General features: G+C 34.6%; 27 protein-coding genes. 12 read left to right on the forward strand and 15 right to left on the reverse strand.

Annotated features, from left to right (window positions below):
- Positions 1-2 precede the first annotated feature (2 nt).
- The gene (locus M666_RS19200; protein WP_029445571.1) at positions 3-881 is read right to left on the reverse strand and encodes a PPK2 family polyphosphate kinase; all 879 of its coding nucleotides are present in this window, start codon (positions 879-881) and stop codon (positions 3-5) included.
- Positions 882-1,067: 186 nt separating this feature from the next.
- Between M666_RS19200 and M666_RS19205 the strand changes: the two genes are divergently transcribed.
- A complete protein-coding gene (locus tag M666_RS19205) occupies positions 1,068-1,754 on the forward strand; it encodes a hypothetical protein (RefSeq protein ID WP_025614256.1) in 687 nt (228 codons plus the stop codon).
- 2 nt (positions 1,755-1,756) lie between these two features.
- Here M666_RS19205 and M666_RS19210 read toward each other — a convergent pair whose 3' ends face one another.
- The 9 genes from M666_RS19210 to M666_RS19250 form a co-directional block, all read right to left on the reverse strand.
- On the reverse strand, positions 1,757-2,920 hold the full coding sequence (locus M666_RS19210; RefSeq protein ID WP_024479624.1) for a sigma-54-dependent transcriptional regulator: 1,164 nt from the start codon (positions 2,918-2,920) through the stop codon (positions 1,757-1,759).
- A 38-nt stretch (positions 2,921-2,958) separates the two neighbouring features.
- Positions 2,959-3,843 (reverse strand): mechanosensitive ion channel family protein, encoded by an 885-nt coding sequence (locus M666_RS19215; protein ID WP_024479623.1) that lies wholly within the window; start codon positions 3,841-3,843, stop codon positions 2,959-2,961.
- A gap of 3 nt (positions 3,844-3,846) precedes the next feature.
- On the reverse strand, positions 3,847-5,181 hold the full coding sequence (locus M666_RS19220) for an ABC transporter permease (protein ID WP_024479622.1): 1,335 nt from the start codon (positions 5,179-5,181) through the stop codon (positions 3,847-3,849).
- Entirely contained in the window at positions 5,174-6,109 is a 936-nt protein-coding gene (locus M666_RS19225) for an ABC transporter ATP-binding protein (RefSeq protein WP_024479621.1), read from the reverse strand. Before M666_RS19225 ends, M666_RS19220 begins: the two co-directional genes overlap by 8 nt.
- A 261-nt stretch (positions 6,110-6,370) precedes the next feature.
- On the reverse strand, positions 6,371-7,495 hold the full coding sequence (gene dnaJ / locus M666_RS19230; RefSeq protein ID WP_029445570.1) for a molecular chaperone DnaJ: 1,125 nt from the start codon (positions 7,493-7,495) through the stop codon (positions 6,371-6,373).
- A 9-nt stretch (positions 7,496-7,504) separates the two neighbouring features.
- The gene (locus M666_RS19235) at positions 7,505-8,062 is read right to left on the reverse strand and encodes a nucleotide exchange factor GrpE (protein ID WP_024479619.1); all 558 of its coding nucleotides are present in this window, start codon (positions 8,060-8,062) and stop codon (positions 7,505-7,507) included.
- A 167-nt stretch (positions 8,063-8,229) separates the two neighbouring features.
- The gene (locus M666_RS19240) at positions 8,230-9,144 is read right to left on the reverse strand and encodes a TIGR01777 family oxidoreductase (RefSeq protein WP_029445569.1); all 915 of its coding nucleotides are present in this window, start codon (positions 9,142-9,144) and stop codon (positions 8,230-8,232) included.
- A gap of 92 nt (positions 9,145-9,236) precedes the next feature.
- Complete coding sequence (gene mnmD / locus M666_RS19245) at positions 9,237-9,899, reverse strand: tRNA (5-methylaminomethyl-2-thiouridine)(34)-methyltransferase MnmC2 (RefSeq protein WP_029445568.1); 663 nt, start codon at positions 9,897-9,899, stop codon at positions 9,237-9,239.
- Position 9,900: 1 nt separating this feature from the next.
- Positions 9,901-10,404, reverse strand: coding sequence for a DUF4920 domain-containing protein (locus tag M666_RS19250; protein WP_029445567.1), 504 nt, complete (start codon positions 10,402-10,404; stop codon positions 9,901-9,903).
- Between the two features lie 106 nt (positions 10,405-10,510).
- Here M666_RS19250 and M666_RS19255 point away from each other — a divergent pair, with 106 nt between their 5' ends.
- Entirely contained in the window at positions 10,511-11,578 is a 1,068-nt protein-coding gene (locus M666_RS19255; RefSeq protein WP_024479615.1) for a branched-chain amino acid aminotransferase, read from the forward strand.
- Between the two features lie 44 nt (positions 11,579-11,622).
- On the opposite strand, the gene M666_RS19260 is transcribed toward M666_RS19255, so the two are convergent.
- Positions 11,623-12,009 carry a pyrophosphohydrolase domain-containing protein gene (locus M666_RS19260; protein ID WP_029445566.1) on the reverse strand — a complete coding sequence of 129 codons (387 nt, stop codon included), beginning with the start codon at positions 12,007-12,009 and terminating at the stop codon, positions 11,623-11,625.
- A gap of 335 nt (positions 12,010-12,344) precedes the next feature.
- On the opposite strand from M666_RS19260, the gene M666_RS19270 reads away from it, so the two are divergent.
- The 7 genes from M666_RS19270 to M666_RS19300 all read left to right on the forward strand — a co-directional run bounded on the left by M666_RS19270 (position 12,345) and on the right by M666_RS19300 (position 17,963).
- Positions 12,345-12,524, forward strand: a complete 180-nt coding sequence (locus M666_RS19270; protein ID WP_024479612.1) for a hypothetical protein — start codon at positions 12,345-12,347, stop codon at positions 12,522-12,524.
- A gap of 17 nt (positions 12,525-12,541) precedes the next feature.
- The gene (gene crcB / locus M666_RS19275) at positions 12,542-12,913 is read left to right on the forward strand and encodes a fluoride efflux transporter CrcB (RefSeq protein WP_025614249.1); all 372 of its coding nucleotides are present in this window, start codon (positions 12,542-12,544) and stop codon (positions 12,911-12,913) included.
- A gap of 331 nt (positions 12,914-13,244) precedes the next feature.
- Positions 13,245-13,583, forward strand: a complete 339-nt coding sequence (locus tag M666_RS19280) for a P-II family nitrogen regulator (protein ID WP_024479610.1) — start codon at positions 13,245-13,247, stop codon at positions 13,581-13,583.
- A gap of 26 nt (positions 13,584-13,609) precedes the next feature.
- Positions 13,610-14,926: an ammonium transporter gene (locus tag M666_RS19285; protein ID WP_024479609.1), complete on the forward strand. Its 1,317-nt coding sequence runs from the start codon at positions 13,610-13,612 to the stop codon at positions 14,924-14,926.
- A gap of 117 nt (positions 14,927-15,043) precedes the next feature.
- Positions 15,044-16,078 (forward strand): outer membrane beta-barrel protein, encoded by a 1,035-nt coding sequence (locus M666_RS19290; protein WP_024479608.1) that lies wholly within the window; start codon positions 15,044-15,046, stop codon positions 16,076-16,078.
- A gap of 262 nt (positions 16,079-16,340) precedes the next feature.
- Positions 16,341-16,679: a P-II family nitrogen regulator gene (locus M666_RS19295; RefSeq protein ID WP_024479607.1), complete on the forward strand. Its 339-nt coding sequence runs from the start codon at positions 16,341-16,343 to the stop codon at positions 16,677-16,679.
- A gap of 9 nt (positions 16,680-16,688) precedes the next feature.
- Positions 16,689-17,963 (forward strand): ammonium transporter, encoded by a 1,275-nt coding sequence (locus tag M666_RS19300; RefSeq protein WP_029445565.1) that lies wholly within the window; start codon positions 16,689-16,691, stop codon positions 17,961-17,963.
- 61 nt (positions 17,964-18,024) lie between these two features.
- On the opposite strand, the gene M666_RS19305 is transcribed toward M666_RS19300, so the two are convergent.
- Positions 18,025-18,669 (reverse strand): DUF1684 domain-containing protein, encoded by a 645-nt coding sequence (locus M666_RS19305; protein ID WP_024479605.1) that lies wholly within the window; start codon positions 18,667-18,669, stop codon positions 18,025-18,027.
- Positions 18,670-18,837: 168 nt separating this feature from the next.
- On the opposite strand from M666_RS19305, the gene M666_RS19310 reads away from it, so the two are divergent.
- Positions 18,838-19,563 carry a DJ-1/PfpI family protein gene (locus M666_RS19310; protein ID WP_024479604.1) on the forward strand — a complete coding sequence of 242 codons (726 nt, stop codon included), beginning with the start codon at positions 18,838-18,840 and terminating at the stop codon, positions 19,561-19,563.
- Here the strand turns inward: M666_RS19310 and M666_RS19315 are convergent.
- Together M666_RS19315 and M666_RS19320 are read right to left on the reverse strand one after the other, a co-directional pair.
- Positions 19,550-20,968, reverse strand: a complete 1,419-nt coding sequence (locus M666_RS19315; RefSeq protein WP_029445564.1) for an alpha/beta hydrolase family protein — start codon at positions 20,966-20,968, stop codon at positions 19,550-19,552. The two genes, M666_RS19310 and M666_RS19315, sit on opposite strands and share 14 nt — an antisense overlap.
- A gap of 94 nt (positions 20,969-21,062) precedes the next feature.
- Complete coding sequence (locus M666_RS19320; RefSeq protein ID WP_024479602.1) at positions 21,063-21,518, reverse strand: Lrp/AsnC family transcriptional regulator; 456 nt, start codon at positions 21,516-21,518, stop codon at positions 21,063-21,065.
- Positions 21,519-21,629: 111 nt separating this feature from the next.
- On the opposite strand from M666_RS19320, the gene M666_RS19325 reads away from it, so the two are divergent.
- Positions 21,630-22,016, forward strand: a complete 387-nt coding sequence (locus M666_RS19325) for a hypothetical protein (protein WP_024479601.1) — start codon at positions 21,630-21,632, stop codon at positions 22,014-22,016.
- A 31-nt stretch (positions 22,017-22,047) separates the two neighbouring features.
- Here M666_RS19325 and M666_RS19330 read toward each other — a convergent pair whose 3' ends face one another.
- Entirely contained in the window at positions 22,048-25,503 is a 3,456-nt protein-coding gene (locus M666_RS19330; RefSeq protein ID WP_029445563.1) for a methylmalonyl-CoA mutase family protein, read from the reverse strand.
- Positions 25,504-25,644: 141 nt separating this feature from the next.
- Here M666_RS19330 and purU point away from each other — a divergent pair, with 141 nt between their 5' ends.
- A complete protein-coding gene (purU, locus tag M666_RS19335; RefSeq protein ID WP_029445562.1) occupies positions 25,645-26,496 on the forward strand; it encodes a formyltetrahydrofolate deformylase in 852 nt (283 codons plus the stop codon).
- Positions 26,497-26,526: the final 30 nt, after the last annotated feature.

Raw genomic sequence — 26,526 nt, forward strand, 5'->3', positions numbered from 1 at the left:
TCTTATTCCTTTTCCAATTGATTTTTATAATCCTCTAAATTAGCTTTAATTTTATCATCTAATTCTGGTTCCTTAATATCTTTGTATTTTTTTAACTCTTGTAGCATGGTTTCTGCTACAATTAACCGCGCAGCCTTTTTATTATCTGCCGGTATTACAAACCAAGGTGCATGTGGTTTAGATGTTTTATTAATAGCATCTTCATAGCACTCTTGGTAGCTATCCCACAATTTTCTTTCTTTTAAATCTCCCGGAGAAAACTTCCAATTCTTACGTTTTAAGTGCAGTCTACGCAACAGTCGTTGGCGCTGTTCCTCTTTAGATAGATGCAAAAAGAATTTAAAGATTATAGTTCCATTATCCGCAATATGCTTTTCAAAATTATTGATTTGCGCAAAACGTTTTTCCCAAAAGGCATCATCCAAATCTTCAACGGTATGAACACCCGGAATGTGCTCTCCCAGAACATATTCCGGATGTACCCTTGTCACTAATACATTCTCATAATGGGTCCTATTAAAAACACCTACTTTACCCTTTGCGGGAAGTGCAATGTAATGGCGCCATAAGTAATCATGTTTCAATTCTAACTCTGTAGGCACTTTAAAACTATGCACCACAACACCTCTTGCATTAAAATCTTTAAAGACCTCACGAATTAGGCTGTCTTTTCCAGAAGTATCCATGCCCTGCAGACACATTAAGACACTATATTTTCCGTGAGCGTATAGTATATCTTGAAAATCTCCTAACGCTCGTCTAACTTTTTCTAATTTCTTTTTTAGTTTATCATCATCTACACCAAAATTTTCATTTGTTGCAATCTTTTTTAAACTAACGGATTCTTGTACGCGATAAGAATCAATATCAATTTTATTCATTCTATGAATATAAAATATTTTTTTTACACTATCACAGAACCTCTCTGTAAAGCAGTTTAAATAATAATTTTATTCAATTTATAGCCCAAAAAAAATGATTTACAACGAATAAATAGCCCCCTTATCATCAGTTAACACTAAATTTGTAGTCACATTCCCAAATGTTGATTATTAAAGTCTTAACCTATGATAAGTAAATACTCTTTACTTTATGTGCTATTAATTATAATAACTTCTTCTTTCAAAACGAATAGAGATTGTGAATATGTAGGTTCAAATATTGAGTATATAACATCACAAACCAAAAAAGCTTTAGCTGAAACCGAATTAAACAAGACCAAGTATCAGATTTATAAAGCTATAAATGCGATAGAAAAAACGAGAACTAAACTTAATGATTGTGGATGCAGCTATGCGTCTAAAAATTTGTTTGACGGGCTAGACAATTTAATTTTAGCTACAAAAACTTCTAGTGTAAGTGGCGCAAAGGTTTTAATCAACAGAGCTTTAAAGAACACCTATTTAAGTTTAGAATCTTTAAAGGAACATCATACCCATCAAAGCAAATATCAAGCAGATGTCTTGACACTTAACGTTAAAAATGCTAAAAAAGATGAGTTTGTCTCTAAAGAAACTCGAGAAAGAGAATTACGACAAGCAATAGACACCTCTTTAGAAACCTTTGAAAAAGCCTTGGAAGACGTCATTGTTACAGTAAACTGTGAAGAAGCGCGTAACTTTATCATTGAAATAAGAAACAAATGTGACCTAGCACTCTTGAATGATAAATTATCTGAAGGTAAAAAATATTATAATTTAAGGACAAAAGTAATTGCTACTAATGCCCTTAAAAAATTAGATGATTGTAAGTAAAATTATTTACTAGCAAATAATTTTACATCAGCAGCATCTACTTCTGTATTTCCTAATATGATTAACCGTTCAACAACATTTCTTAATTCACGAATATTACCAGTCCAATCATATTCTTGAAGTAACGCTATTGCTTTATCTGAAAATGTTTTCACTGCAGTTCCGTGCTCTGAAGCTATTTTAGAAGCAAAATGCTTAATCAAAAGCGGAATATCATCTCTTCTGTCATTTAACGCAGGAACCTTAACTAAAATAACCGCCAGCCTATGGTATAAATCTTCTCTGAAGTTCCCGTCTTCTATTTCTTTCTTTAGGTTTTTATTGGTGGCAGCCACTACACGCACATTCACTTTAATATCTTTATCTGAACCTACTCTTGATATTTTACTTTCTTGTAAAGCTCTAAGAACTTTTGCCTGAGCAGAAAGACTCATATCTCCAATCTCATCTAAAAATATTGTTCCATTATTAGCGGCTTCAAATTTACCCGCTCTATCTTTAACAGCAGAGGTAAAAGCCCCTTTAACGTGACCAAATAATTCACTTTCTATAAGTTCTGAAGGTATTGCCGCACAATTTACTTCTATAAATGCAGCACTACTTCTTTGACTCTTTTCGTGAACCCAATGAGCAACCAACTCTTTTCCTGTACCATTAGGTCCCGTAATTAACACACGAGCATCTGTAGGCGCAACTTTTTCTATGATATCTTTAATTACTCCAATAGCATCGCTTTCACCCACCATCTCATAATTTTTAGATACTTTTTTCTTTAGAATTTTATTTTCTACTACAAGTTCTTTTCTATCTAAAGCATTGCGAACTGTCGTTAACAATCTATTTAAATCTGGCGGCTTTGAGATATAATCAAAAGCGCCTAAACGCATTGTATTTACAGCCGTATCTAAATCCCCATGACCAGATATCATAATAAACGGAATTTCTGGTTTGATTTTTTTAGCCGCTTCCAGTACTTCTACCCCATCCATTTTAGGCATCTTAATATCACAAAGCACTAAATCATAATCTTCCTTTTTGACTGCTTCGATTCCTTTTAAACCATCTTCTGCCTCTTCTACGGTATACGTATCACTTTCTTCAGATAAAATTTTCACTAAGACTCTTCTGATAGCCGCTTCGTCTTCTATAACTAATATTCTAGACATGTACTCTATATTTTGTATTGGCACAACTGCCAAATTATTTAATTGCTTTTAATATGAACATCGCGTTGAGGAAATGGAATGCTAACTTTATGCTCTCTAAATTTAGCATCTATATTATACCTGATGGCACTTTTTATCCTTGGATCTGAAAAACTATCCCCGATATAAAAATTAACCGCAAACATCAATGCAGAATCTCCAAAATCCTCAAATAAAACAAAAGGTTTTGGATTCTTTAATATACCCTTTTGACCCAAAACAGACTCTTCTAACAATCTAGTAACCAACGCCACATCACTACCATAAGCCACCCCTACCTTTACAGTTTCCCTAGTTGTCTTATGATTTTGCGTATAATTATAAATGGTCTCACTTATAAATTTATGATTAGGGATAATAACTACTTTATCGTCTCTAGTAATACAACGAGTTGTTCTTAGTTTAATTTCAAAAACCTTACCAACTTTACCATCGACCTCTACAATATCTCCTACACTTAAAGATTTATCTACAATAATAAAGATACCGCCAATAACATCTTGAAACAATTCTTGCAGAGCTAAACCCAAACCAACAAAGAGCGCGGCAGATGCTGTTAAAAGTATTGTGATATTTATTCCTGCAGCACTCATTGTTAAAACAATGACCACTAGAAAAGCTACGTAACGTATAAACTTAAAGACACTGATAAACTTATTCTTATCATCTACCTCCATTCTTCTCGTAAAGAGGTAGCGCAACCATTTTAAAACAAAACTGGTCGCTATAAAAGCCAATACCAACAAGAGGAGAAGCCCGATAGTGATATGAATTTCTTTATCGCCTTTCCCAAAATGAACTCCAAGATCTAGAAAATTTTTAAGAGCACCCCAAACATCTTCCTCTAGAATCTCTTTTACTTTCTCCGTATGATCTTGAATCATGAATTAATATTTTAACCATTTATACAATTCTTTGTAGCTTGGTTTCTTACCATACATTAAAATTCCGATCCGGTAAATTTTTGCTGCAAACCAAACAATCCCCATAAATGTAATAATTAATAACAAAATAGAAACCACAACCTGCCAAATAGGAACCCCACCTTCTCCCAAACCACTTGACAAACGCATAAGCATCACAATTGGCGATGTTAATGGAAACAAAGAAAAAGCCACTGCAATGGGCCCGTGAGGATTATTAAACACAGAAAAAAAGCCTACATAAATAGCGAGCATTAATGGCGTAATTACGGGAAGAATAAATTGCTGTGTATCTGTCTCATTGTCAACCGCAGCTCCAATAGCGGCATATATAGAACTATAAATTAAATATCCTAATAAGAAATAAACAAGAAAGAAGCTTATGAGCATGACCCACGGAATTTTAAAAATTTCAACTCCTAATGCCAAAACCTTTTCGTTCATCATCGAAACATCAGGTACTGTAGACATAGCTCCCATGGAAGGATTAGCTCCCGTAAAAGTCGCAGGATCAATATCAAAAATAAAGATAACCACCAACATTAGTAGGGATGCTGAAAAAATCCAAATCGCAAATTGTGTGATTCCCGCCAAGGATGTCCCTATAATTTTCCCCATCATTAACTGAAAAGGTTTTACCGAGGAAATAATGACTTCAATGATTCTACTGGTCTTTTCTTCTATAACACTTCTCATTACAAAGCCGCCATATATTATAATAAACATCATGATTAAATAGCCAAAACCGCCACCTATAAATGCTCTAATTTCATTAAACCCTTTAATGTTTATATCTCCTGAAAAAGTAGACAAATTAATATCATAGTTCTTATCTACCTCTAGGAAATCTTGTTTAGACACTCCTAGCTCTTGCAATCTATTTTGCTGAAGTCTTGTTTTAAAAATACCTTCTATTTTATCTAAGGTAGAAGTACTTGGAGCCTCTTTGGTATAGAAGAATGATTTATCAGTAATCTCCTGTAATGTAGCAGCATCAGGAATATACAAAAGCCCGTAGTACCCTAGGTTAACGGTAGAATCTATAGCTTGCTGTAGACTCATATTTTTAAAATCTATGTAAGATGTGCTTTCCGTGATTACAAATTCATTATGAAAAAAATCGCTTTCGTTCAAAATAGTAATTACTTGTTTTTCACTATCATTTAGCTGGGTTAAAAAAGCAATAAGAACCACCATTGCCACCATAAGTATTGGACTCAAAAAAGTCATGATTACAAATGATTTATTCCTAACTTTTGCTAAGTACTCCCGTTTAATTATAAGCAGTAATTTATTCATTAGAATTTTTACTAGATATGGTTTGTATGAAAATATCGTTTGCTGAAGGAATTTTTTCCACGAAGTGATTTATGGGTGCCTTCGTTGCCAAATAAGTAAGAATTTCTTGTGTAGATTTTCCATTCAATTGCAACTTAAAGTTTAATTGGTTTTCATTGACTTCATAGTAGTCCTCAAAAATAGCAAGCTTCTCTTTTAATTCTTGTATAATTTCAGAGGGATTAAACACTTGCATCCCGACCTCAAAAATATTCTTTTTATAGGCTTTCTTGATATCCGTAAGCTTGCCGTCTAAGATTTTTTCTGATTTATGAATTAATGCGATGTATTCACAAAGCTCTTCTACAGATTCCATTCTATGCGTAGAAAAAATTATAGAAGTTCCATTTTTCTTAAGCTCTAATATTTCATCCTTTATAACATTGGCATTAATAGGATCAAAGCCACTAAATGGTTCATCAAAAATTAAAAGCTTTGGCTCATGCAAAACAGTTACAATAAACTGTACTTTTTGCGCCATTCCTTTAGAGAGTTCTTGGACTTTTTTATTCCACCAATCGCCAATTTCAAATTTATCAAACCAATACTTGAGCTTTTTCTTAGCTTCCGCCTTACCCATACCCTTAAGCTGCGCTAAATACAAAGCTTGCTCACCAACCTTCATACTTTTATACAAGCCTCTTTCCTCAGGAAGATAGCCTATCATAGCAATATGTTTAGGATCTAAAGGCTCACCGTTAAAAAGAACGGTACCCGAATCTGGATAAGTAATTTGATTAATAATTCTAATTAGGGAAGTTTTACCAGCTCCGTTAGGACCCAATAATCCGTAAATGCTATTTTCAGGAATTTCTAAAGAAATATTGTTCAGGGCGGTATATGTCCCATATTTCTTGCTTACTTCTTTAGCTACCAATACATGGTTCATGCAAACAATTTTATCAAAGATATTGAAATGCTTTAAAACACCGTATTTCCTGTAAATAAATAATATCAGAAAAGTAAAAATATACCGAAGCAGGCTATTATAATAACACTAAATAAAGTTAAAAACAGGTCTTAAATACAAAACCCACCCTTAATAAAATCAAGGATGGGAAAAAAATTGCTATGAAAAAGAAAATTAACATTGGAAACCCAATGTTATTTCAAATATACGTTTTTATTTTAAAAATGAATTATAATGCTCTTAAGAAAACATATCTTTCACTTTTTCAAAGAACGATTTATCTGATTTTTCTGGATTTGGAATAAAATTCTCATTATTCTGCATCTTTTCAAAAAACTCTTTTTGCTCTTTGCTAAGTGTTTTTGGAGTCCAAACATTTACATGCACTAACAAATCTCCTGCACCGTACCCATTGAGACTAGAAATACCTTTACCTCTAAGACGTAAAATTTTTCCAGATTGTATTCCTGGTTCTAATTTAATACGCACTTTTCCCGTTACAGCATCAATCTCTTTAGAAGTACCTAACACAGCTTCAGAAATACTTACATAGAGGTCATAATGCAAATTATCACCCTCACGTTTAAGTGTTTCATGCTCTAATGTTTCGATTGCAACAATTAAATCTCCAGGAATACCATTTCCAGGAGCATCATTTCCTTTTCCAGAAACCTTTAACTGCATGCCATCTTCCACACCACCAGGTATTTTAACCGCTACTGTTTCTTCCTTAACGATCATACCTTGAGCATCTGCATCACCTGGCTTATGATCTAGAATTTGACCACTACCTCCACAAGAGCTACAAGTAGCTGCTGTCTGCATTCTTCCTAGAATAGTATTGGTGATTTTAGTCACCTGACCTCTACCACCACAGGTGCCACATGTTTTGTAGGTAACCCCACTAGCCTGAACTTTACGCTTAACTTTTATTTTCTTCTCAACACCATTTGCTACTTCTTCTAGCGTAAGTGCCACTCTAATTTTTAGGCTGCTTCCTTTTACTCTTCGCTGACCACCGCCACCGCCGCCGAAACCACTAAAGCCTCCGCCGCCGCCGAAGCCGCCAAAAATATCGCCAAACTGGTTGAATATATCATCCATATTCATACCACCTCCGCCGCCACCAAAACCGCCAGAACCATCAAAGGCTGCATGACCGTACTGATCGTAACGTGCTTTTTTATTATCGTCGCTTAGTACTTCATAGGCTTCTGCGGCTTTTTTAAACATCTCTTCTGCCTTTGCATCTCCTGGATTTTTATCTGGGTGATACTGAACGGCTTTTTTCCGATATGCTTTTTTAATTTCTGCTGCGCTTGCTCCTTTGGCTATGCCTAAAATGTCGTAATAATCTTCCTTCATACTTTATGTTTAATTACCAACAACCACTTTTGGATGACGGATAATTTTATCACCTAACTTAAATCCTTTTTCAATTACATCAATAATTTTGCCCTTCATTTTCTTATTAGGAGCAGGTATTTGTGTTATTGCTTCATGTATATCTGCATCAAACACATCACCATTTTTAGCCTCAACTTCTTCTAGGCCTTTAGATTTAAGTACTTGTTCAAATTTGATTTTAATTAATTCAACGCCTTTAAACGTTTCTTTATCATTTGATTTCGCCAATTCTTGCATCGCTCTATCAAAATCGTCAGAAACGGGCAACAAAGCAACAATCACTTCTTGCCCTGCAGTTTTAAATAAATCCATTCGCTCTTTTGAAGTTCTTTTCTTGTAGTTTTCAAACTCTGCAAACAATCTTAAAAATTTATCTTTCTCTTTTGCTAAATCTTCTCTCAATTGTTCTTCCACAGAAAGCTCCTCAACTTCAACTTGCTCAGCCGAATTTTCTTGATGTTCTGCTCCTTCTTGTTGCGCTAAGTTCTCCTCTTGTATATCTTCTGTATTATTTATATCGCTCATTTTTGACTCTATTTTTCATTCTGCACTTTACAGTTGGCAAAAGTACTGCCAATTCTTCAAAAATGTCAAAATGTCATCAAAGTTTATATGGAACATGCCGAAAAGCACCAAAATGGTGATTTCGTTGAAGAATAAAAAAATAAAAACTTAAAATTTGGCAGCTTTAATTACTTATTAGAGTACAGAGAATCTAAGGCAGGGCAGACATTCAGATATTTAAAAATAAAACCTTCTTCTAAGATTTTTTTGTTACTAACACGTTGACTATCTAATAATAAAGCGGACATATCTCCCAAAATTAATTTTAGGACTGCTGCAGGAATTTTTGGCAGTATTAAAGGTCTCCCTAGAACATTAGCAACTTTTGACACTAACTTTTCATTGGTTACAGGGTTTGAAGCCACCCCATTATACACGCCATTTAATTCATTCTTAACAGCAAAAACAAATAATTTTGCCAAATCTTTGATATGTATCCATGATTGCCACTGCTTGCCTGAACCAAAAGCTGACCCTACAAAAAACTTAATAGGCTTCACCATCTCTGGCAAAGCTCCGCCTTTATTAGACATTACTAGACCTATTCTAATTTTGGCCACACTAAAACTGAAGTCCCCAAACGTGTCTATCTCATCTTCCCAAGCCTGTACCACTTCCGACAGAAAACCGTCTGCTTTAAACTGATCCTCTTCTGAATAGAATTTTTGAATAGAATCGGGATAGATGCCAATAGCAGAAGCTGACACAAAAGACGTGATTGCAGATGAATCTACTTTCGCGAGTCCGCTTTTAAGTGTTTTAAGAGAGTTGATTCTACTTGACAAAATCTCCTTTTTATAAGATTCTGTCCATCTTTTAGAAATAGAGGCTCCTGCAAGATTTATAATTGCAGTTACTCCAGTAAAACAGTTTAAGTCTATTTCTCCCTGGTCTGGATTCCAATAGAAACCTGTGTAATTTTCTTTTTCAATGACTTTAGCCTTACTAGTCGTTAAAAAATTTACGGCAATTTTATTTTTATGACATTCGGTTACTATAGCATTGCCAACCAATCCTGTAGCACCTGTTATTAATACCTTCATAGCAATTTTTTTTAAAGGTAATTTTTTTAAAAAGCATAACGATGCTATTTAATTTAGGTTTAACATAAAACCCACTTAACAAGCTTCTTAAGTTACTTTTTCGTAGCTCGTAACATCTCTCTTTTTCCAGGAGGACCATCTAATCGTTCTACTTCAAAACCTACCGCAAGCATAGCTCTTCGCACACTACCTTTTGCTGCATACGTTACTAACACACCATTATTATTTAGCGCAGCATACATAATTTTAAAAATTTCCTCCGTCCATAATTCTGGTTGAACACGTGCTCCAAAAGCATCAAAATAAATTAAATCATAAGCAGCCTTATCGGTAATCTGCATAAAATCTTTTTGTTGCTTTAGCAATGAAAACGTTGAAGATATCGCTATAGACTTCTCCCATTCTGAGGTATGCATTTTATCAAACTCTTCTTGAAACTTCTGAGCCTCTAACTGTGCTATATAATTGAGTTGTTTAATCTCTTCCGGGCTAACAGGATATGCTTCTACCCCCGTGTAATCTATCTTTAAATTAAAGTTTTGTGCTTCTATATACGTAATTAAGGCATTTAAGCCCGTTCCAAAACCTATTTCTAATATAGCTATGGCTCTATCCTTATATAAGGACAGTCCTTTTGTTATAAATACATGATATGCCTCTTGTATTGCGCCGTGTATAGAATGGTACTGTTCGTTCCAATCTACTATCTGAATAGTTGTAGAACCGTCAGATGTTGTTATAATTTTACGTTCCAAATTATTGAGTTATTAAAACGCCGTCTGCTTCAAATCTAAATGTTTTTTTAGGGGCTACAATTGATGCAATTGCCGCTTCCGATTCACCTCCATCTTCCGCATAATGCCTTTGTTCCTCTACAGACATATGTTCTATAAATGCAAGTCCGTTAACAATCACTTCTTTACCCGCAATATCTTTCGGCATAAAAAAGCCATAATCTTTAAATTTTACCATAGCCTGAGCTCCATTGTCTAAAGTAACATTCATCCAACAACCTTTTGCCTGACAAACATCTATTACGGTACCTTTAAACTTTGTTGCTATAGTGTCAGTAACTACCAAATTTTGATATTTCAAAGTCATCTCACTTGCCACTAAGGCATTATCTTCTGAAATTTCTGCACCAAAAGAAGAATAAAGAACAGAATTCTCATTTGACGGCTGCTCGGTAGTCTGTTTATTTTGCCCCTTACAACTCACAAAGCATACAATTATCACAAGTAAAATGTTAATTCCTTTCATATCTTTTAGTATTTACCGAATTGTTACAAAGTTGGTTATTTTTAGATGAAAAAAGAAGAACTACTAGTAATTATTCATTAATTTTATTGCATTAAACATATAACAAATGGAAACCACCGCGAATAACTTAGTTACGGTTGAAAAAAGTAAAACTTCTAAAATTGATCAAGTAGATTTTGATAATTTATCATTTGGTAGTATCTACTCTGACCATATGCTGGTCTGCGATTATAAAAATGGCGCTTGGGAAAATCCTAAGGTTGTACCTTACGGACCAGTATCTTTAGACCCTTCTGCAAAAATTTTCCATTACGGGCAATCAATTTTTGAAGGTATGAAAGCCTACAAAGACAGTGAGGAGTCTACTTGGCTATTTAGACCACTAGACAATCATAAACGTCTAAATATTTCCGCAAAAAGATTAGCTATTCCAGAAATTCCTGAAGATTATTTCATGGAAGGTCTTAAGGCTCTCTTAAAAGTAGATGACCAATGGATCCCTAAAAACGAAGGAAGCTCTATGTATATTAGACCTTTTATTTTTGCTTCGGGACAAGGTTTTCACGCATCCCCTGCAAATGAATATAAGTTTATGATATGCCTTGCCCCTTCAGGGTCATACTTCTCTGGAAAAGTAAAGGTATTAATTGAAGAAAAATATTCTAGATCTGCAAATGGCGGTGTAGGTTATGCCAAAGCTGGTGGTAACTATGCAGGACAATTCTATCCTACACAACTAGCTGTTGAAAAAGGATACAATCAAGTTATCTGGACAGACGATAATACACATGAATATATCGAAGAGGCGGGCGCAATGAACATTTTTGTTCGTATTAATGATACTTTAATTACAGGACCTACTAGTGATAGGATACTAGATGGTATTACAAGAAAAAGTATTATTGAAATAGCTAAAGAAGAAAAGATTGCTGTTGAAGTTAGGAAACTAACCGTTGCCGAAGTAGTTGCTGCAGCTAAAGATGGCTCATTAAAAGAAATGTTTGGAGCAGGTACTGCCGCTGTTATTTCTCCTATTTCAGGATTTGGCTTTAAAGAGACAGATTACGATCTTCCCGAATTAGAGGAAAGCTACGCTTCTTTATTAAAGAAAAGAATCACAGATATTCAATATAATAAAGCCGAAGATAAATTTGGATGGCGTTATAAACTATAGAACGAATAATAAAAAAAGAAAAAACCGCCATTGGGCGGTTTTTTTTATTCCTTTAAAATCTTATCTATATTTGGTACAAAGTAATTTGGCCCTTTTAATACCTTACCATCTTCTCTATATATAGGCTTACCATCTGCTCCTAACTTACTCATATTACTCCGCTGAATTTCATTAAATACTTCTTCTATCTTGTATTGCATACCATGTTCTAAAATAGTACCACACAATATATATAACATATCACCCAAAGCATCGGCCACTTCTACCAAATCATTATTTTCAGCAGCTTCAAGATATTCTTTATTTTCTTCATCCATTAAATTAAAACGAAGCAAATTTTTACGGGATCCCAAATCAGCTTTCATGGCATTAGCAACTCCCATTCCAAATGTTTCATGAAAAAGCGCTACAGCTTCAAGTTTATTTTTCATCTCTTCTATTATTAGGTTATTTTTGTATAAAAATAAAAAATATGTTCAGTAAAGGACAATTAATATTCGCGGGACTTTTTTTCGTGTCTTTCGTGGTAATTACTTTTTTCGCTTATAAAAGAGATAAAAATCTCCATCTAAAAAATTATAAAGGCGTTAAATGGATTGGATTAACATTCGTAATATTCATAATTTTACTATTCGCAATTAAATATTTACTTAAAAATTAACGCAATAGTTACATACACCACAAAAATTAAGCAGATCACAACAATTTTAAGATTTTTGTAAGAAAAGACGTATTTTTGCGTTGTATTACTATAAAACAAAGTTCTATGGTCACTTTTTTTAGTGTGTTATCTATTTTAGTCGGTTTAAATGCTTTTCTATTACTCTTTAGCGTAAATAGTAACAAGAAAAGAGTGGAAAAAAAAGATACCAACACAGCACAAATTCCTTCAGAAAATATTTATCCTTTAAATATTCTTGAAACTAAGTATAAAAAAGCAGTTTAGTTTTATACTTTTAAAGTATGAAACAAATTCTACTTGTTTTTTTAGGTGGTGGTTTAGGCAGTGTATTAAGATATCTTATTAGCAAACCACTAAATCTCTATTTTACCAATTTTTATCTAGGCACTTTTATTGTCAATATAATAGGATGCCTTCTTATAGGACTTTTACTTGGCCTATCCTTGAAAAATAATTTTCTTAGCGAAAATCAAACTTTACTTTTAGCTACTGGCTTTTGCGGCGGGTTTACTACCTTTTCTACATTTGCTTTAGAAAACAATTCGCTCTTAAAAAATGGAGACCTAATTGCTTTTGCAAGCTACACGATAGTAAGTTTAGTATTAGGCATCATAGCTGTTTCTTTAGGACTCTGGTTCAGCAAAATTTTCTAGACAGCCAATACAACTATCCCTCCCTACCTCTTTGTTATAAATTACACAATAAGTTATCATTTTTTATATTTTACATGATTTACATCATTTCTTGTTGGTTTTTGAACATATCACAATAAAATCTATAAAAAAATCTACTTCTCCCAACTTTTAGCTGAAATAAGCAAACTGATTAAATCAAATTTTTATTTAATTGAATTAAAAATAACGATACCCATAAATTTTAGGGGTATAAATTACAATTATCAAAAAAATAATAGCATCCCCCCTTCGAAACAGGGGGTGTTAAATATTTTAACATACATTTGCCTCATCAACAAACAAATCACATATGAAAAAAATCGAGGCAATTATTCGAAAATCTAAATTCGATGAAGTAAAGAAAGCACTGCATCAAATTGAAGTTAACTTTTTTAGTTACTGGGATGTAACAGGTGTAGGAAACGAAAAACAAGGTCACGTGTACCGCGGAATATCCTACAGTACGTCAGACATCCAAAGAAGATACCTTACCATTGTAGTATCCGATGAGTTTTTAGAAAAAACAGTAAGTACCATATTAGAAGCTTCTAGTACTGGCAATGTAGGTGATGGAAAAATATTTGTTTCAGAAGTTACCGAAGCATACAGAATAAGAACCAAAGAGAGCGGACAAGCTGGAATTAACTAACTAAGATTTTCAAAAAAACTAATATTATGAGTGAAGTACAACAAGAAGCTGTGAGCAAAGTAGCGGAAGGTGTTAGCCAAGAAGCACTAGACCAAGCTATTCAGAGCATTAACGGCGACATGGGCGCACTATGGATTATAGTTGCAGCCATTTTAGTATTTTTTATGCAAGCAGGGTTTACGCTTGTAGAAGTAGGTTTCACTAGAAGTAAAAATTCTGGTAACATTATTATGAAAAATATTATGGACCTTTGTATTGGTTCATTATTATTTTGGGCTGTAGGTTACGGTATTATGTACGGTAGCGACACTGTTCTAGGAGGCTTTTTTAGATCAAGTCCAACAGAACAAGGATATTTCTTCTTTTCTGCAACAGACTGGTATAATTTACTTTTTCAAACGGTATTCTGTGCTACTGCTGCTACTATTGTATCCGGAGCCATTGCCGAAAGAACAAAATTTTCTACCTATTTAATATTCTCTGCTGTATTAACAACAATCATCTACCCTATTTCAGGTAGTTGGTACTGGCCATTTGATGACAGCGCCTGGTTAAACGTTGCAGGTTTTGTAGATTTTGCAGGATCTTCTGTAGTACATGCTGTTGGTGGGGCTGCTGCTTTAGTAGCTGCCATCTTAGTTGGTCCTAGAATTGGGAAATATAAAGATGGTAAAGTAAACGCAATTCCAGGTCACAATATGACTTATGGTGCCTTAGGGGTTTTAATACTTTGGTTAGGATGGTTCGGTTTTAATGGTGGATCTCAACTTGCATTTGGCGGGGATGATACGATTGCCGTAGGAAGTGTGATCATAAATACCAATATTGCCGCAGCAATGGGAGCCGTAGCTGCCATAGCATTAACTTGGATTAGATACGGGAAACCAGATATTTCAATGACCTTAAACGGAGCATTAGCCGGACTTGTGGGTATTACCGCAGGATGTGGTGCCGTAAACGTATGGGGTGCACTTGCTATTGGTTTAATATGCGGAATTATAGTAGTACTATCTATTGAATTTATAGATAAAAAGTTAAAAATTGATGATCCAGTTGGTGCCATCTCTGTACATGGAGTTTGTGGTTTCGTAGGAACAGTACTTGTTGGTGTATTTGCATTAGACGGAGGTTTGCTTTCTGGCGGAGGCGCTGGATTATTATGGGTACAATTTTACGGCTCTTTAGCATACATAGTTTGGGCGGCTGTTGCTTCATTCATTGTATTGTTCATCTTAAAGAAAACATTAGGATTAAGAGTTACTCAAGAAGAAGAAATGGACGGATTAGATATTCACGAACATGATTCTAGTGCTTATCCTGAGTTTACTATCAACGATAAATAAAGCTATACAATGGAACGCTTCTACAAGCGTTCCATTACAATACTCATTATTTCAACAAACAACACTTAATCTTAAACACTTCCTTTAAACTGAAAAGGAACATTTAAAACATCATTTATGAAAGCGATTACAAAAACGAATTACGTAAAAAATATATTTTTTGCAGCAGTACTTTTTACAGGAGCTAGTTTAGTTGCCCAAGAAGAAGTTGAAGAAAAAAAAGCAATTTCTTTAAGCGGTTCTGTTGATGCATATTACAAAACTAACCTAAGCTCAACAGATAGAGCTATTTTTGGAGAAGATGGCCAATCTTTCCAAAGCCCAGGAACTTCATTTGCCGACGAAACTGGTTTTGCACTTGGTATGGCTAATTTAATAGCAAGCTATGAAGGAACTAAAACAGGTGCGGTGGCAGATGTTACCTTTGGACCAAGAGGCGAATCTGCTACAGGAGGCTTTAATATTAACCAATTATACGCTTACTGGAATGTTTCTGAAGGAACAACATTAACTGCTGGTCGTTTTAATACCTACCTAGGATATGAAGTTATTTCTCCTGTAGGAAACTTTAACTACAGTACTTCATATTTATTTTCTAACGGACCATTCTCTCACGTAGGTTTAAAAGCAGATTTTGCGCTATCGGAAGATTTTAGCTTAATGCTAGCCGTAATGAATGTAACCGATGTAAATAGCAACCTAACTGGAGAATACTCTTTAGGTGCACAATTAGGATACTCTGGACAATTCTTAAATTTCTATTATGACAACAAAGCATTGTTAGGATTTGAAGTTGATTACACTGGTGGTTTTGATTTAACTGAAGACTTATTCTTAGGAATAAATGCAGCATATGCTGATAATGACGGAGCCGGCTTTTCAGGTGCAGCATTATACCCACAGTTAGCTACTTCAGATAGCTTTACATTAGGATTAAGAGGAGAATACTTTACAACTTTTGATGGTGTAGATGGTACTGATGATCCAAGTGTATTTGCCGCTACATTGACAGGGAGCTATACCGTAGAAAACTTAACGATCAAACCAGAATTAAGATTAGATAACGGATCTGAAGAATTCTATTTAGATAATGACTTAGAAGCAACAAAAAGCTTATCATCATTCTTAATTGCTGCGATTTATTCGTTCTAAATTAAAATTTGTTTATTGTTTATACTGAAAAGAGCTTGACTTCTAAAAAAGTCAGGCTCTTTTTTTTGTGCAAAGGTCAGATTTCTCACAAATTAGATTCCAAATGCTTGATTTTCTAACATCATAAAAATAAACACTTAACTAACTGAATTACAATTATTTAAAAAGAAAAACTATTTTTCGATGTCAAACCGACAGCCTGTTAATGAATTGTTAAAAATAATTTTTAATCTACATTTGCAGCAAATCAAACAAATCATTCATGAAAAAAATCGAGGCAATAATTCGAAAGTCAAAATTCGATGAAGTAAAAAAAGCACTTCATAAGATTGATGTAAACTTTTTTAGCTATTGGGATGTAACAGGTGTCGGTAATGAAAAACAAGGACACGTATATCGCGGCATCTCCTACAGCACCACTGATATACAACGCAGATATTTAAGTATCGTAATTTCTGATGAATTCTTAGAAAAGACAGTCAATACTATTTTAGAAACCGCAAGCACAGGTAATGTTGGTGACGGTAAAATATTTGTATCGGAAATTACAGAGGCTTATAGAATAAGGACAAAAGAAAGTGGAAACGCAGGAATCAACTAAAAAAACATTATGAACGACGGATTATTTACAGCTAATAATGTTTGGATGATGATGTGTACCGCATTAGTATTTTTCATGCATTTAGGCTTTTCATTTTTAGAGATTGGATTAACAAGGCAAAAGAACACCATAAACATTTTATTTAAAAACCTATTCATTATTTGTGCTGGACTTCTACTATACTACATAGGCGGATTTAACCTTATGTATCCTGGAGATTTTAATGGCTTTTTAGGCTTTGCAGGTTTTGGAATTGAAGCTCCCACTAATGGTATGACCGCAGATTACGCTCCTAGCGGAGGGTATACCTATTGGACCGATTTTTTATTCCAAGGAATGTTTGCTGCCACCGCGGCAACCATAGTTTCTGGCGCCGTTGCTGAGCGTATTAAAATTGGAGGGTTTATGATTTTTACAGTCATCTATGTTGGCTTAATTTATCCAATTGTAGGTTCATGGCAATGGGGAGGCGGATTCTTATCTACCCTAGGCAATGAAGTAAATGCCGCAGGAGAACTTATAAAGGAAGCTGGTTTTCATGATTTTGCGGGTTCTACACTAGTACACTCTGTAGGTGGCTGGGCAGCCTTAGTAGCTGTTTATTTACTAGGGCCAAGGATTGGAAAATTTGACGAAAATGGAGAAACTTTTGCGATTCCAGGACATAATATTCCCATTGCTACTGCTGGTGTTTTAATTCTTTGGCTGGGATGGTTTGGTTTTAACGGAGGTTCCGTACTATCTGCGGACCCAGAAGGAACATCACTAGTGCTTGTCACTACCTCATTAGCGGCAGCGGCAGGAGGCATAGCTGCTTTTCTTTTTTCTTTCATACTTTACAAAAACCTAGACCTCACCATGTTTCTTAACGGAATACTAGGAGGCTTAGTTGGGATTACCGCTGGTGCAGATTTAATGTCACCTAATGAAGCTATCATCATTGGAGCCTTAGCAGGTATTCTAGTCGTAGGAGCCGTTGCGTTAATTGATAAAATTAAGTTGGACGATCCTGTAGGCGCCATAGCAGTTCACCTAATTTGTGGAGTTTGGGGTACCTTAGCAGTAGGTTTCTTTGGAACTAAAGCTGGTGGTTCACAAATTCTGTATCAATTAGCGGGTATTGTAATTATTGGAATATTTTGCTCTTTAACTTCTTTTCTTATCCTTTTTGCATTAAAGAAAACGGTTGGAATAAGAGTTTCTAGAGAGGAAGAATTAGAAGGATTAGACCTCCACGAACACGGGATGGATGCTTATCCAGATTTCAGACTGAATCAGCACTAAACTTCACTATACTACTTAAAAAAAGCAGGTCTAACATTAATGTTAGACCTGCTTTTTTTACTTAGTGTTTTTTAAAGGCTTTGACACCTGCATTTATTTTTATCGGAAGATGATTAACTTTAGGCACAATGGGACAGGAATATTTCTTATTGTAGGCACAGTATGGATTGTATGCTTTATTAAAATCAATTAAAATGCTGTCCCCTTTTGGAATCGATAAATCAATATACCTACCTCCCGTATAACTTGCATATCCATTTGTTTCGTCTGAAAATGGTAAAAACAAATATTCTCTATACTTTTCTTGTGCAGACAATGCAGGGTTTTGATACACCTCTAACTGAAAATCTGCTCCGTTAATTTCAAAATAGGCAACACCGTACAGCACTTCTTCAGATTTTCTATCTGTAGTGGTAGCCATTAAAAACGGTAAAGCATCTGGTGTTCTCACAAATTTAGCTACGACCCTTAAAGTAGTATCTGGCTCAAAAAAATCTAGTGTTTCAAAATTCTTTCTATCCTTGTTATACAAAGGAGATGTTTCAGGATCCTTATACTCTTTATTTAATTCCTGTTGAAATTTTAAAATATCTGCCATGGCATCAGAAACATCTTGTGGAATTGCATTGGCAACTACATCATGATATTTTTTTTCTTGCTTGCAACTCAAAATTAAAAGTAGTGCTATAAAAAGTAATTTACGCATAGATAACATATTAAAAAATCAAACAAAGTAAGTCTCTTTTTAAGAATTGTAATTCTGCAAACCTTGACAAAATCATTCCTTGACTACAAACTTATAAATAAAATAGTTAGCATTCATCTCTTGCACATCTAGCTTTTGTTTGTAAATTCGGCTTAAAATAAAACATCTATGAAAGCTGCTATAACATTACTCCTTTCAATGGTACTATTCGTTTCGTGTGGCGAAACTGATTATTCTTATAACAATAAAAAAGCTTTAGAAAAAATAAATCCGGATCGCTATAATGTAGCTTTCCTAATAATGGATGGCACGTACAATACCGAATTTACAGCGCCCTACGATATCTTTCAACACACTCAATTTCGGAAAAATATTAAAGCTATGAACGTTTTCACCGTAGCTAATACATTAAAACCCATTACTACTTTTGAAGGTGTACGAATACTTCCTGATTTTGATTACACTAAAAAGAATCTACCAAATATTGATATTCTAGTAATTCCGAGCGCAGAACATCATTTAGATACCGATCTAGACGATGTAGTAATGTTAAGTTTTGTAAAGAAAGTAGATGAAAATGCTCTTTATATGACGAGCCACTGTGACGGCGCTTTTGTGCTTGCAAAAACGGGCCTACTAGACACTGTAGCCTCTACCACTTTTCCGGGTGATTTAGATAAATACCAAGAAAGGTTTCCGCATTTAAATGTAAAGAAGAATTCTTTATTTGTACATGACGGAAAGTACATTACTTCGGCAGGTGGTGCGAAAAGTTTTGAAGCAGCTCTTTACCTATGCGAACTTCTATACGGTAAAGAGGTCACACAGTCATTAGCCCAAGGATTAGTAATTGATTGGGACGTTAACAAAGTGCCTCATTTTATTGTTCCTTAATATCATACCTAGCTTCCTTAAGGTACTTCAACATCAAAGCATTATACTCTGGTGAAATTCTTAAAAGTGCCGTATCAGGAATATCATATAGTTGTTGTTTGTCTTTAAATCCTGTTTTTAGCAATTCCTCTAAATAAAATAATGCGGTATCATAATCTTCTATCTTGGAACTTAATGAAATAACCTCTATATAGGCTTCATAATCTGTAGGCTCTGTAATCGTGTTCAACATATAGAGAAAACTCAAGCCTTCTTCATCTAAGGTTTCTTCCTCTTTTAATTGCCTGATATTTTTATTTACCAGATGATCTACAAAATCCTTTAACCTATTTCCCATCTGATGTTCAAAACGAATAGTACTTGCTTGGAATTTTTTAATTTCCTGCATTTGATATGCCCACCATCCTAAATTATTAAAGTTATACGTAGCCACATCTTCATAAATTGCATAATCATAATCTTCTTGCAATAGCTCCTCTTTAAACTTATAATTAGACGCCAAACGCTTCATTGCCTTATATTCCTTGTCTTTTCTTAGTAGCTTTTGAGAAGCCTTTATTTCCGACACATCTAGATGTACTCTGAAAACTTCCAATATCTCATTTGCAAAATCATAGGCATGCAGCAACTTCTTTTCTTTTATTAAGGCATCAATTACCCGTAAATTTTGGCGGTAGGCAGAATTTACATACTCCATATCTTTTACTACTTCTCCTTTCGCCATAGCGTTCAAGACAAAAATTTGCAAGCCAAAATCTATAAGATACATTGGCAAAGGCTTGGTATTTTTTTCATACTTAAATAACTGATTGGAGAATCTAAGATTATTTAAAAGCGATTCAGATGCTTCCATCTCAATACTACTATACTCATTGATGTCTGCAATTCCAATAAACTGAAATGGACTGTCTGGAGCTAAAACATCAACATTCGCAATACCTCCTCCAACAGAAATAATTCCTTTAATATTCTTACTCACTACAGGCATTACAGAAGCGAAAGTTCCTCCAGTATCCATACCGCCTGTATAAATTCTTCTAGAATCTACAGGCAGAATATTCAATACCTGATTAATCATTCTACTAGCTATCAATACATTTTGAGTAAGAGAAAGGGTATCGTTAACGCTGTTAGAAGCTGCGAGAATATAATTTTGATGCTCAGCCGCTTGTAGAAAAGGTTGCATTACATGCTTCCCTTTACCCTCCATATTAAAAAGAAAAAGAACTGGCCAACGAGAATCTAGTTCAAATTTCTTCGGCAGATATAATGCAAAACTTTCCGATATGGTATCATTGACTTGTAAAGAATCTAAAACAACCCCTTTTCGGAGTGTCATCTGTTGTGCTGAAGTGCTTAAGATACCACAACAAGCTAAAGCTAAAAAGAGTATTGTTTTTTTCATATCAATTTGATGCATCAAAAATCTCGCCAAATTATAGTTAAATCTACAAATTAAAATAGTGTTTGTAAAGGATCACTTTAGAAAATTAACGAAACTAGATTTTTGGCTTTCTACCTACAGGCGCATCAGAAACCACTTCAGATAAAATAATATGCGTTCTTGTTTCACCATATTGAATTAACTTATCTATAAATTTTTCTAAATGAAACTGATCTTTAAAAACCACCTCCATGATGATATTCTCATTTCCTGTTATACGGTAACAGTTTACCACCTCTTCAAATGTCTTTACGGCTTCCAAAAAGGGTTTTAATTTCCCCATAAAAGCTCTAAGTGTAATCATCGCTTTTAGCTGATAGCCGGTTGCTGTATGAGAGATAATAGCCTTGTATCCATTAATTATCCCCAGGTCTTCCATTTTCTTAATTCGTTCTGCTACTGCAGGAGGTGTTAAACCCACTTTGCGGCCAATATTCGCAAAAGAATCTCGTGCATTTTTTTGCAAGCTCTGAAGGATCCCCCAATTTAAATCGTCTATCTTTTGATTCAAAAGTATATGTCTTTAAAAAATTAATAATCGATAGCAAAATTAACATTCTGCTATTTAAAGTTAAGTTAAAAATTGTAATCTCGTCGTAATTTTATAAAAAAATTGCTACAAATGCCAAATCGAAATTTAAATACATTACCTGTTTATAGAAAAGCACTGGATTTGTGCTCTATGAGTAGGGAAATTGTATCCTACATTACCTATAATAAAGATTTGTTACATTTATACAAATCTCAAAGTCATAGAGATATTATTGCAGATTCTTTACTAACGGATGCTATTTTAATTCCGCAGAAAATTGAATTAGCAGAACGTTCTGAATCTCATTTAATTAGAACATCTACCATACATCACATCAACATTATCACAAAAAATATTTTGTCCTATTGTAGAGGTTTAGAAATGGATGGTTTAAAAGAAAAAGAGTATTTAAATCTTCTTAGGGAGGAATTGAAAATATTTAGAAAAACCTACAGAATTTGGAAACGCTCTTTATAAAAAAGAGCGTTTTTTTTATAGCTTTATTAATTTACATATTTCTTCGGTATTGACCGCCTACTTTAAACAAAGCATTGGTAATTTGACCTAAAGAACTTACTTTAGAAATATCCATAAGCTTCTCAAAAATATTTTCATTATTCATTGCTGCTTTTTGAATTTCCTCTAATGCAACTTTAGATTTTTCTTGATTCACTTCTTTTAGATGGTCTAAAGTTACAATCTGAGCTTTTTTCTCTTCATCTGTAGCACGAATTACTTCTGCAGGTAATACCGTAGGAGACCCTTTAGAACTCAGAAACGTATTAACTCCTATAATCGGGAATTCTCCATTATGCTTTAATGTTTCATAATACAAGCTTTCTTCTTGTATTTTTGAGCGTTGATACATAGTCTCCATAGCCCCTAAAACTCCACCGCGTTCTGTAATTCTGTCAAATTCTAAGAGTACCGCCTCTTCCACTAAATCTGTAAGTTCTTCTATGATAAAAGATCCTTGCAGCGGGTTTTCATTTTTAGCTAGACCTAATTCCTTATTTATAATTAACTGAATAGCCATTGCTCTACGCACCGATTCTTCGGTTGGTGTAGTTATTGCTTCATCATAGGCATTGGTATGCAAAGAATTGCAGTTATCATAAATAGCATACAAAGCCTGAAGTGTGGTACGAATATCATTAAAATCTATCTCCTGAGCATGTAAACTACGACCAGAAGTTTGAATATGATATTTCAACATTTGAGCTCTTGGTCCTGCCCCGTATTTATGTTTTAAAGCTTTTGCCCAAATTTTTCGGGCAACTCTACCAATCACAGCATATTCTGGGTCTATGCCATTAGAAAAGAAAAAAGACAGATTAGGACCAAATGCATTAATATCCATTCCTCTACTCAAATAATACTCCACATACGTAAAACCATTGGATAAGGTAAATGCCAATTGTGTAATAGGATTAGCACCAGCCTCTGCAATATGATACCCTGAGATAGAAACGGAATAGAAATTGCGCACTTGATTCTTGATAAAATACTCCTGTACATCTCCCATTAACCGCAACGCAAATTCTGTAGAAAAAATACAGGTATTCTGCGCTTGGTCTTCTTTTAAGATATCTGCTTGTACTGTACCTCTTACTTCATGAAGAGTTTTGACTTTTATCGTTTCATACACATCTAATGGCAATACTTGATCACCAGTAACACCTAATAACATTAATCCTAAACCATTATTCCCTTCTGGTAGTGCTCCGTTGTACTTGGGTTTCTTTTCTTCCTTACCTCTATACAATGCCGCTATTTTAGCGTTCACTTCTTTCTCTAAGCCATTTTCTATAATGTATTTCTCACAATTTTGATCTATAGCCGCATTTAAGAAAAAACCTAACAGCATAGGAGCCGGACCATTAATGGTCATACTTACCGAGGTCATTGCATTAGACAAATCAAATCCTGAATACAATTTTTTGGCATCATCTAAGCAACAAACAGAGACTCCAGCATTTCCAATTTTACCATAAATATCTGGTCTAATGTCAGGATCGTTGCCATACAAAGTAACAGAATCAAAAGCTGTAGACAAACGTTTTGCTGGCAAGCCTAAACTTACATAATGAAAACGACGATTGGTACGCTCTGGCCCACCTTCTCCTGCAAACATTCTTGTAGGGTCTTCCCCTGTACGCTTAAAAGGATATAATCCTGCAGTATATGGAAATTCTCCCGGAACATTTTCTTGAATCATCCAACGCAATAAATCTCCCCATGCTTTATACTTAGGAAGCGCCACTTTAGGGATCTGAGTATGTGACAAAGATTCCGTATGCGTTTCTAATTTTAATTCTTTATCTCGTACTTTAAAGGCATAAATTGGATCTTTATATTTCTGAACTTTTGCCTCCCAATTAATAATAGCTTCCCAATGGTAAGGATCTAAATCTAACTTTACACGATCAAATTCTTTGACTAATAAAGATAAAAATGGTTTATTTTCTTCTGAAACTCCTAACGCTTCAATAGCATCTTCATCCAGTCCGTTTTTTGAAAGATACGTCTGTTCAGGTACGCCTCGTTTTATATTCAGAATAGATAAAATAGCTTGAAAAACCCCATATAGACGCTGTGCTACTTGTACTTGCGCTACTCCTTTTTCGTCATAGTTTCTGTTATTCTCGGCAATTTCAGAAAGATATCTAATTCGTGCAGGAGGAATAACAAAGGCATGTTCCTTGTCATCCGTATAAAATTCAAAAGTAGATTGTAAATTGGCCTTCGCCTTTTCTACTAATTTATTCATAACTACACGATACAACCTATTTGTTCCTGGATCATTAAACTGACTCGCCATAGTTCCAAAAATTGGCAAATCATCTTGATTCATATCCCAAAGGTTATGGTTACGCATGTATTGCTTCTTTACATCACGCAAGGCATCAAGAGAACCTCTTTTGTCAAACTTATTTATAGACACGACATCAGCAAAATCAAGCATATCTATTTTCTCTAGTTGCGTGGCCGCACCAAACTCTGGTGTCATAACATACAGAGAAACGTCTGAATGTTGAATAATTTCGGTATCCGATTGCCCAATTCCTGAAGTTTCTAGCACAATAAGATCAAACTCCGCTGCTTTTAATACCTGAACCGCCTCTTCTACATACTTAGATAAAGCCAGGTTAGACTGCCTGGTAGCTAAGGAACGCATGTATACACGCTCATTATTTATGGCATTCATACGAATACGGTCACCCAAAAGAGCACCCCCTGTTTTACGTTTTGAAGGATCTACAGAAATCAATCCGATTCTCTTTTCAGGAAAATCTGCCAAAAACCTTCGCACTAACTCATCTACCAAACTAGACTTTCCAGACCCACCCGTACCCGTTATTCCTAAAACAGGAACACTATCTGGGATAGTAACGCCTGAAAAATGTTTCTGAAATTCATCGGGTCTATTTTCTGCTAAAGAAATTAACCTAGAAATTGTATTAATATCTTTAGCTTTTAAGGCATCTGTAACAGAAACACTCTCCTGTATCTTTAAGTCCGGTACGGGAAAATCACTCTGTTGTACCAGATCATTAATCATTCCCTGTAAGCCCATTTTTCTCCCATCATCTGGAGCATAAATTCGAGCAATCCCATAATCCATTAATTCCTTTATTTCATCCGGAAGAATTACACCGCCGCCGCCGCCAAAGATTTTTATATGTTCTGCCCCGCGTTCCTTGAGCAAATCATGCATGTACCTGAAATATTCATTATGACCACCTTGATATGATGTTAATGCTATTGCATTTACATCTTCTTGAATGGCACAATCTACCATTTCCTGAACACTACGATCGTGGCCAAGGTGAATAACTTCTACTCCTGTAGATTGAATGATTCTCCGCATGATATTAATAGCGGAATCATGCCCATCAAATAATGATGCAGCAGTAACAATTCTAATTTTATTCTTCGGTACGTACGGTGTAATTTGTTCCATTGACAATAAAAGGTGTTTTTACAGCATGCAATTTACGAAAAACGCAAAGATTAACTAACATAATTTACAATATTGTAAAAGTGATCATTCCATAGGACCTATTCTTTTCAATATCATAATTTTACCCTTTAATTAAGTCCCGTGAAAACAACAATTTTAATACATTGCCCAGATCAGACAGGAATCATTTGCTCCGTTACTGGTTTCGTTCACTCGCAAGGAGGAAATATTATTTACTTAGATCAACATGTAGAAAAAGCCTCTGGCGAATTATTCATGCGTATTGAAAGTGAATTTTTAGATGCCAAATTGAGTGTATCGCATTTTAAAACACAATTTGACAAAGAGTTAACTGAGAAATTCAAAATAAAATGGAGTATTCATACGGATGAAACCAAGCCAAGAATGGGTTTGTTTGTGTCTAAATACAACCATTGCCTTTATGATTTATTGAGTCGATTTAATTCTGGAGAATTAGCCGTAGACATCCCATTTATTATAAGTAATCATACTGATTTAGAATTTGTAGCCAACCAGTTTGATATTCCTTATTACCATATACCTGTTACAAAAGCTACGAAAGCTGAAGCTGAAAACAAGCAATTAGCACTCTTAGAAAAGTACCAGATAGATTTTGTAGTCTTAGCACGTTATATGCAAATTGTCACCAGCAAAATCATTGATCGTTATCCGAATAAAATTATTAATATACACCATTCATTTTTACCAGCTTTTGCTGGAGCAAAACCATATCATGCTGCCTTTAAAAGAGGTGTTAAAATAATTGGAGCTACAGGTCATTATGTAACCGAAGAGTTAGACGCAGGCCCAATTATTGCACAAGATACCACCACCGTATCACACACCAACTCTATTGATGATTTTATCGCTAAAGGACGTGATCTTGAAAAGATCGTGCTCTCTAGAGCAGTAAAACTCCATATTCAACGTAAGACCATGGTTTATAACAATAAAACAATCATTTTCTCTTAACTTCAATTTTTTAAACTATAAATTTGTAAA

Source organism: Cellulophaga baltica 18 (assembly GCF_000468615.2).
In the GTDB taxonomy this organism is placed as follows: Bacteria; Bacteroidota; Bacteroidia; order Flavobacteriales; family Flavobacteriaceae; genus Cellulophaga; species Cellulophaga baltica.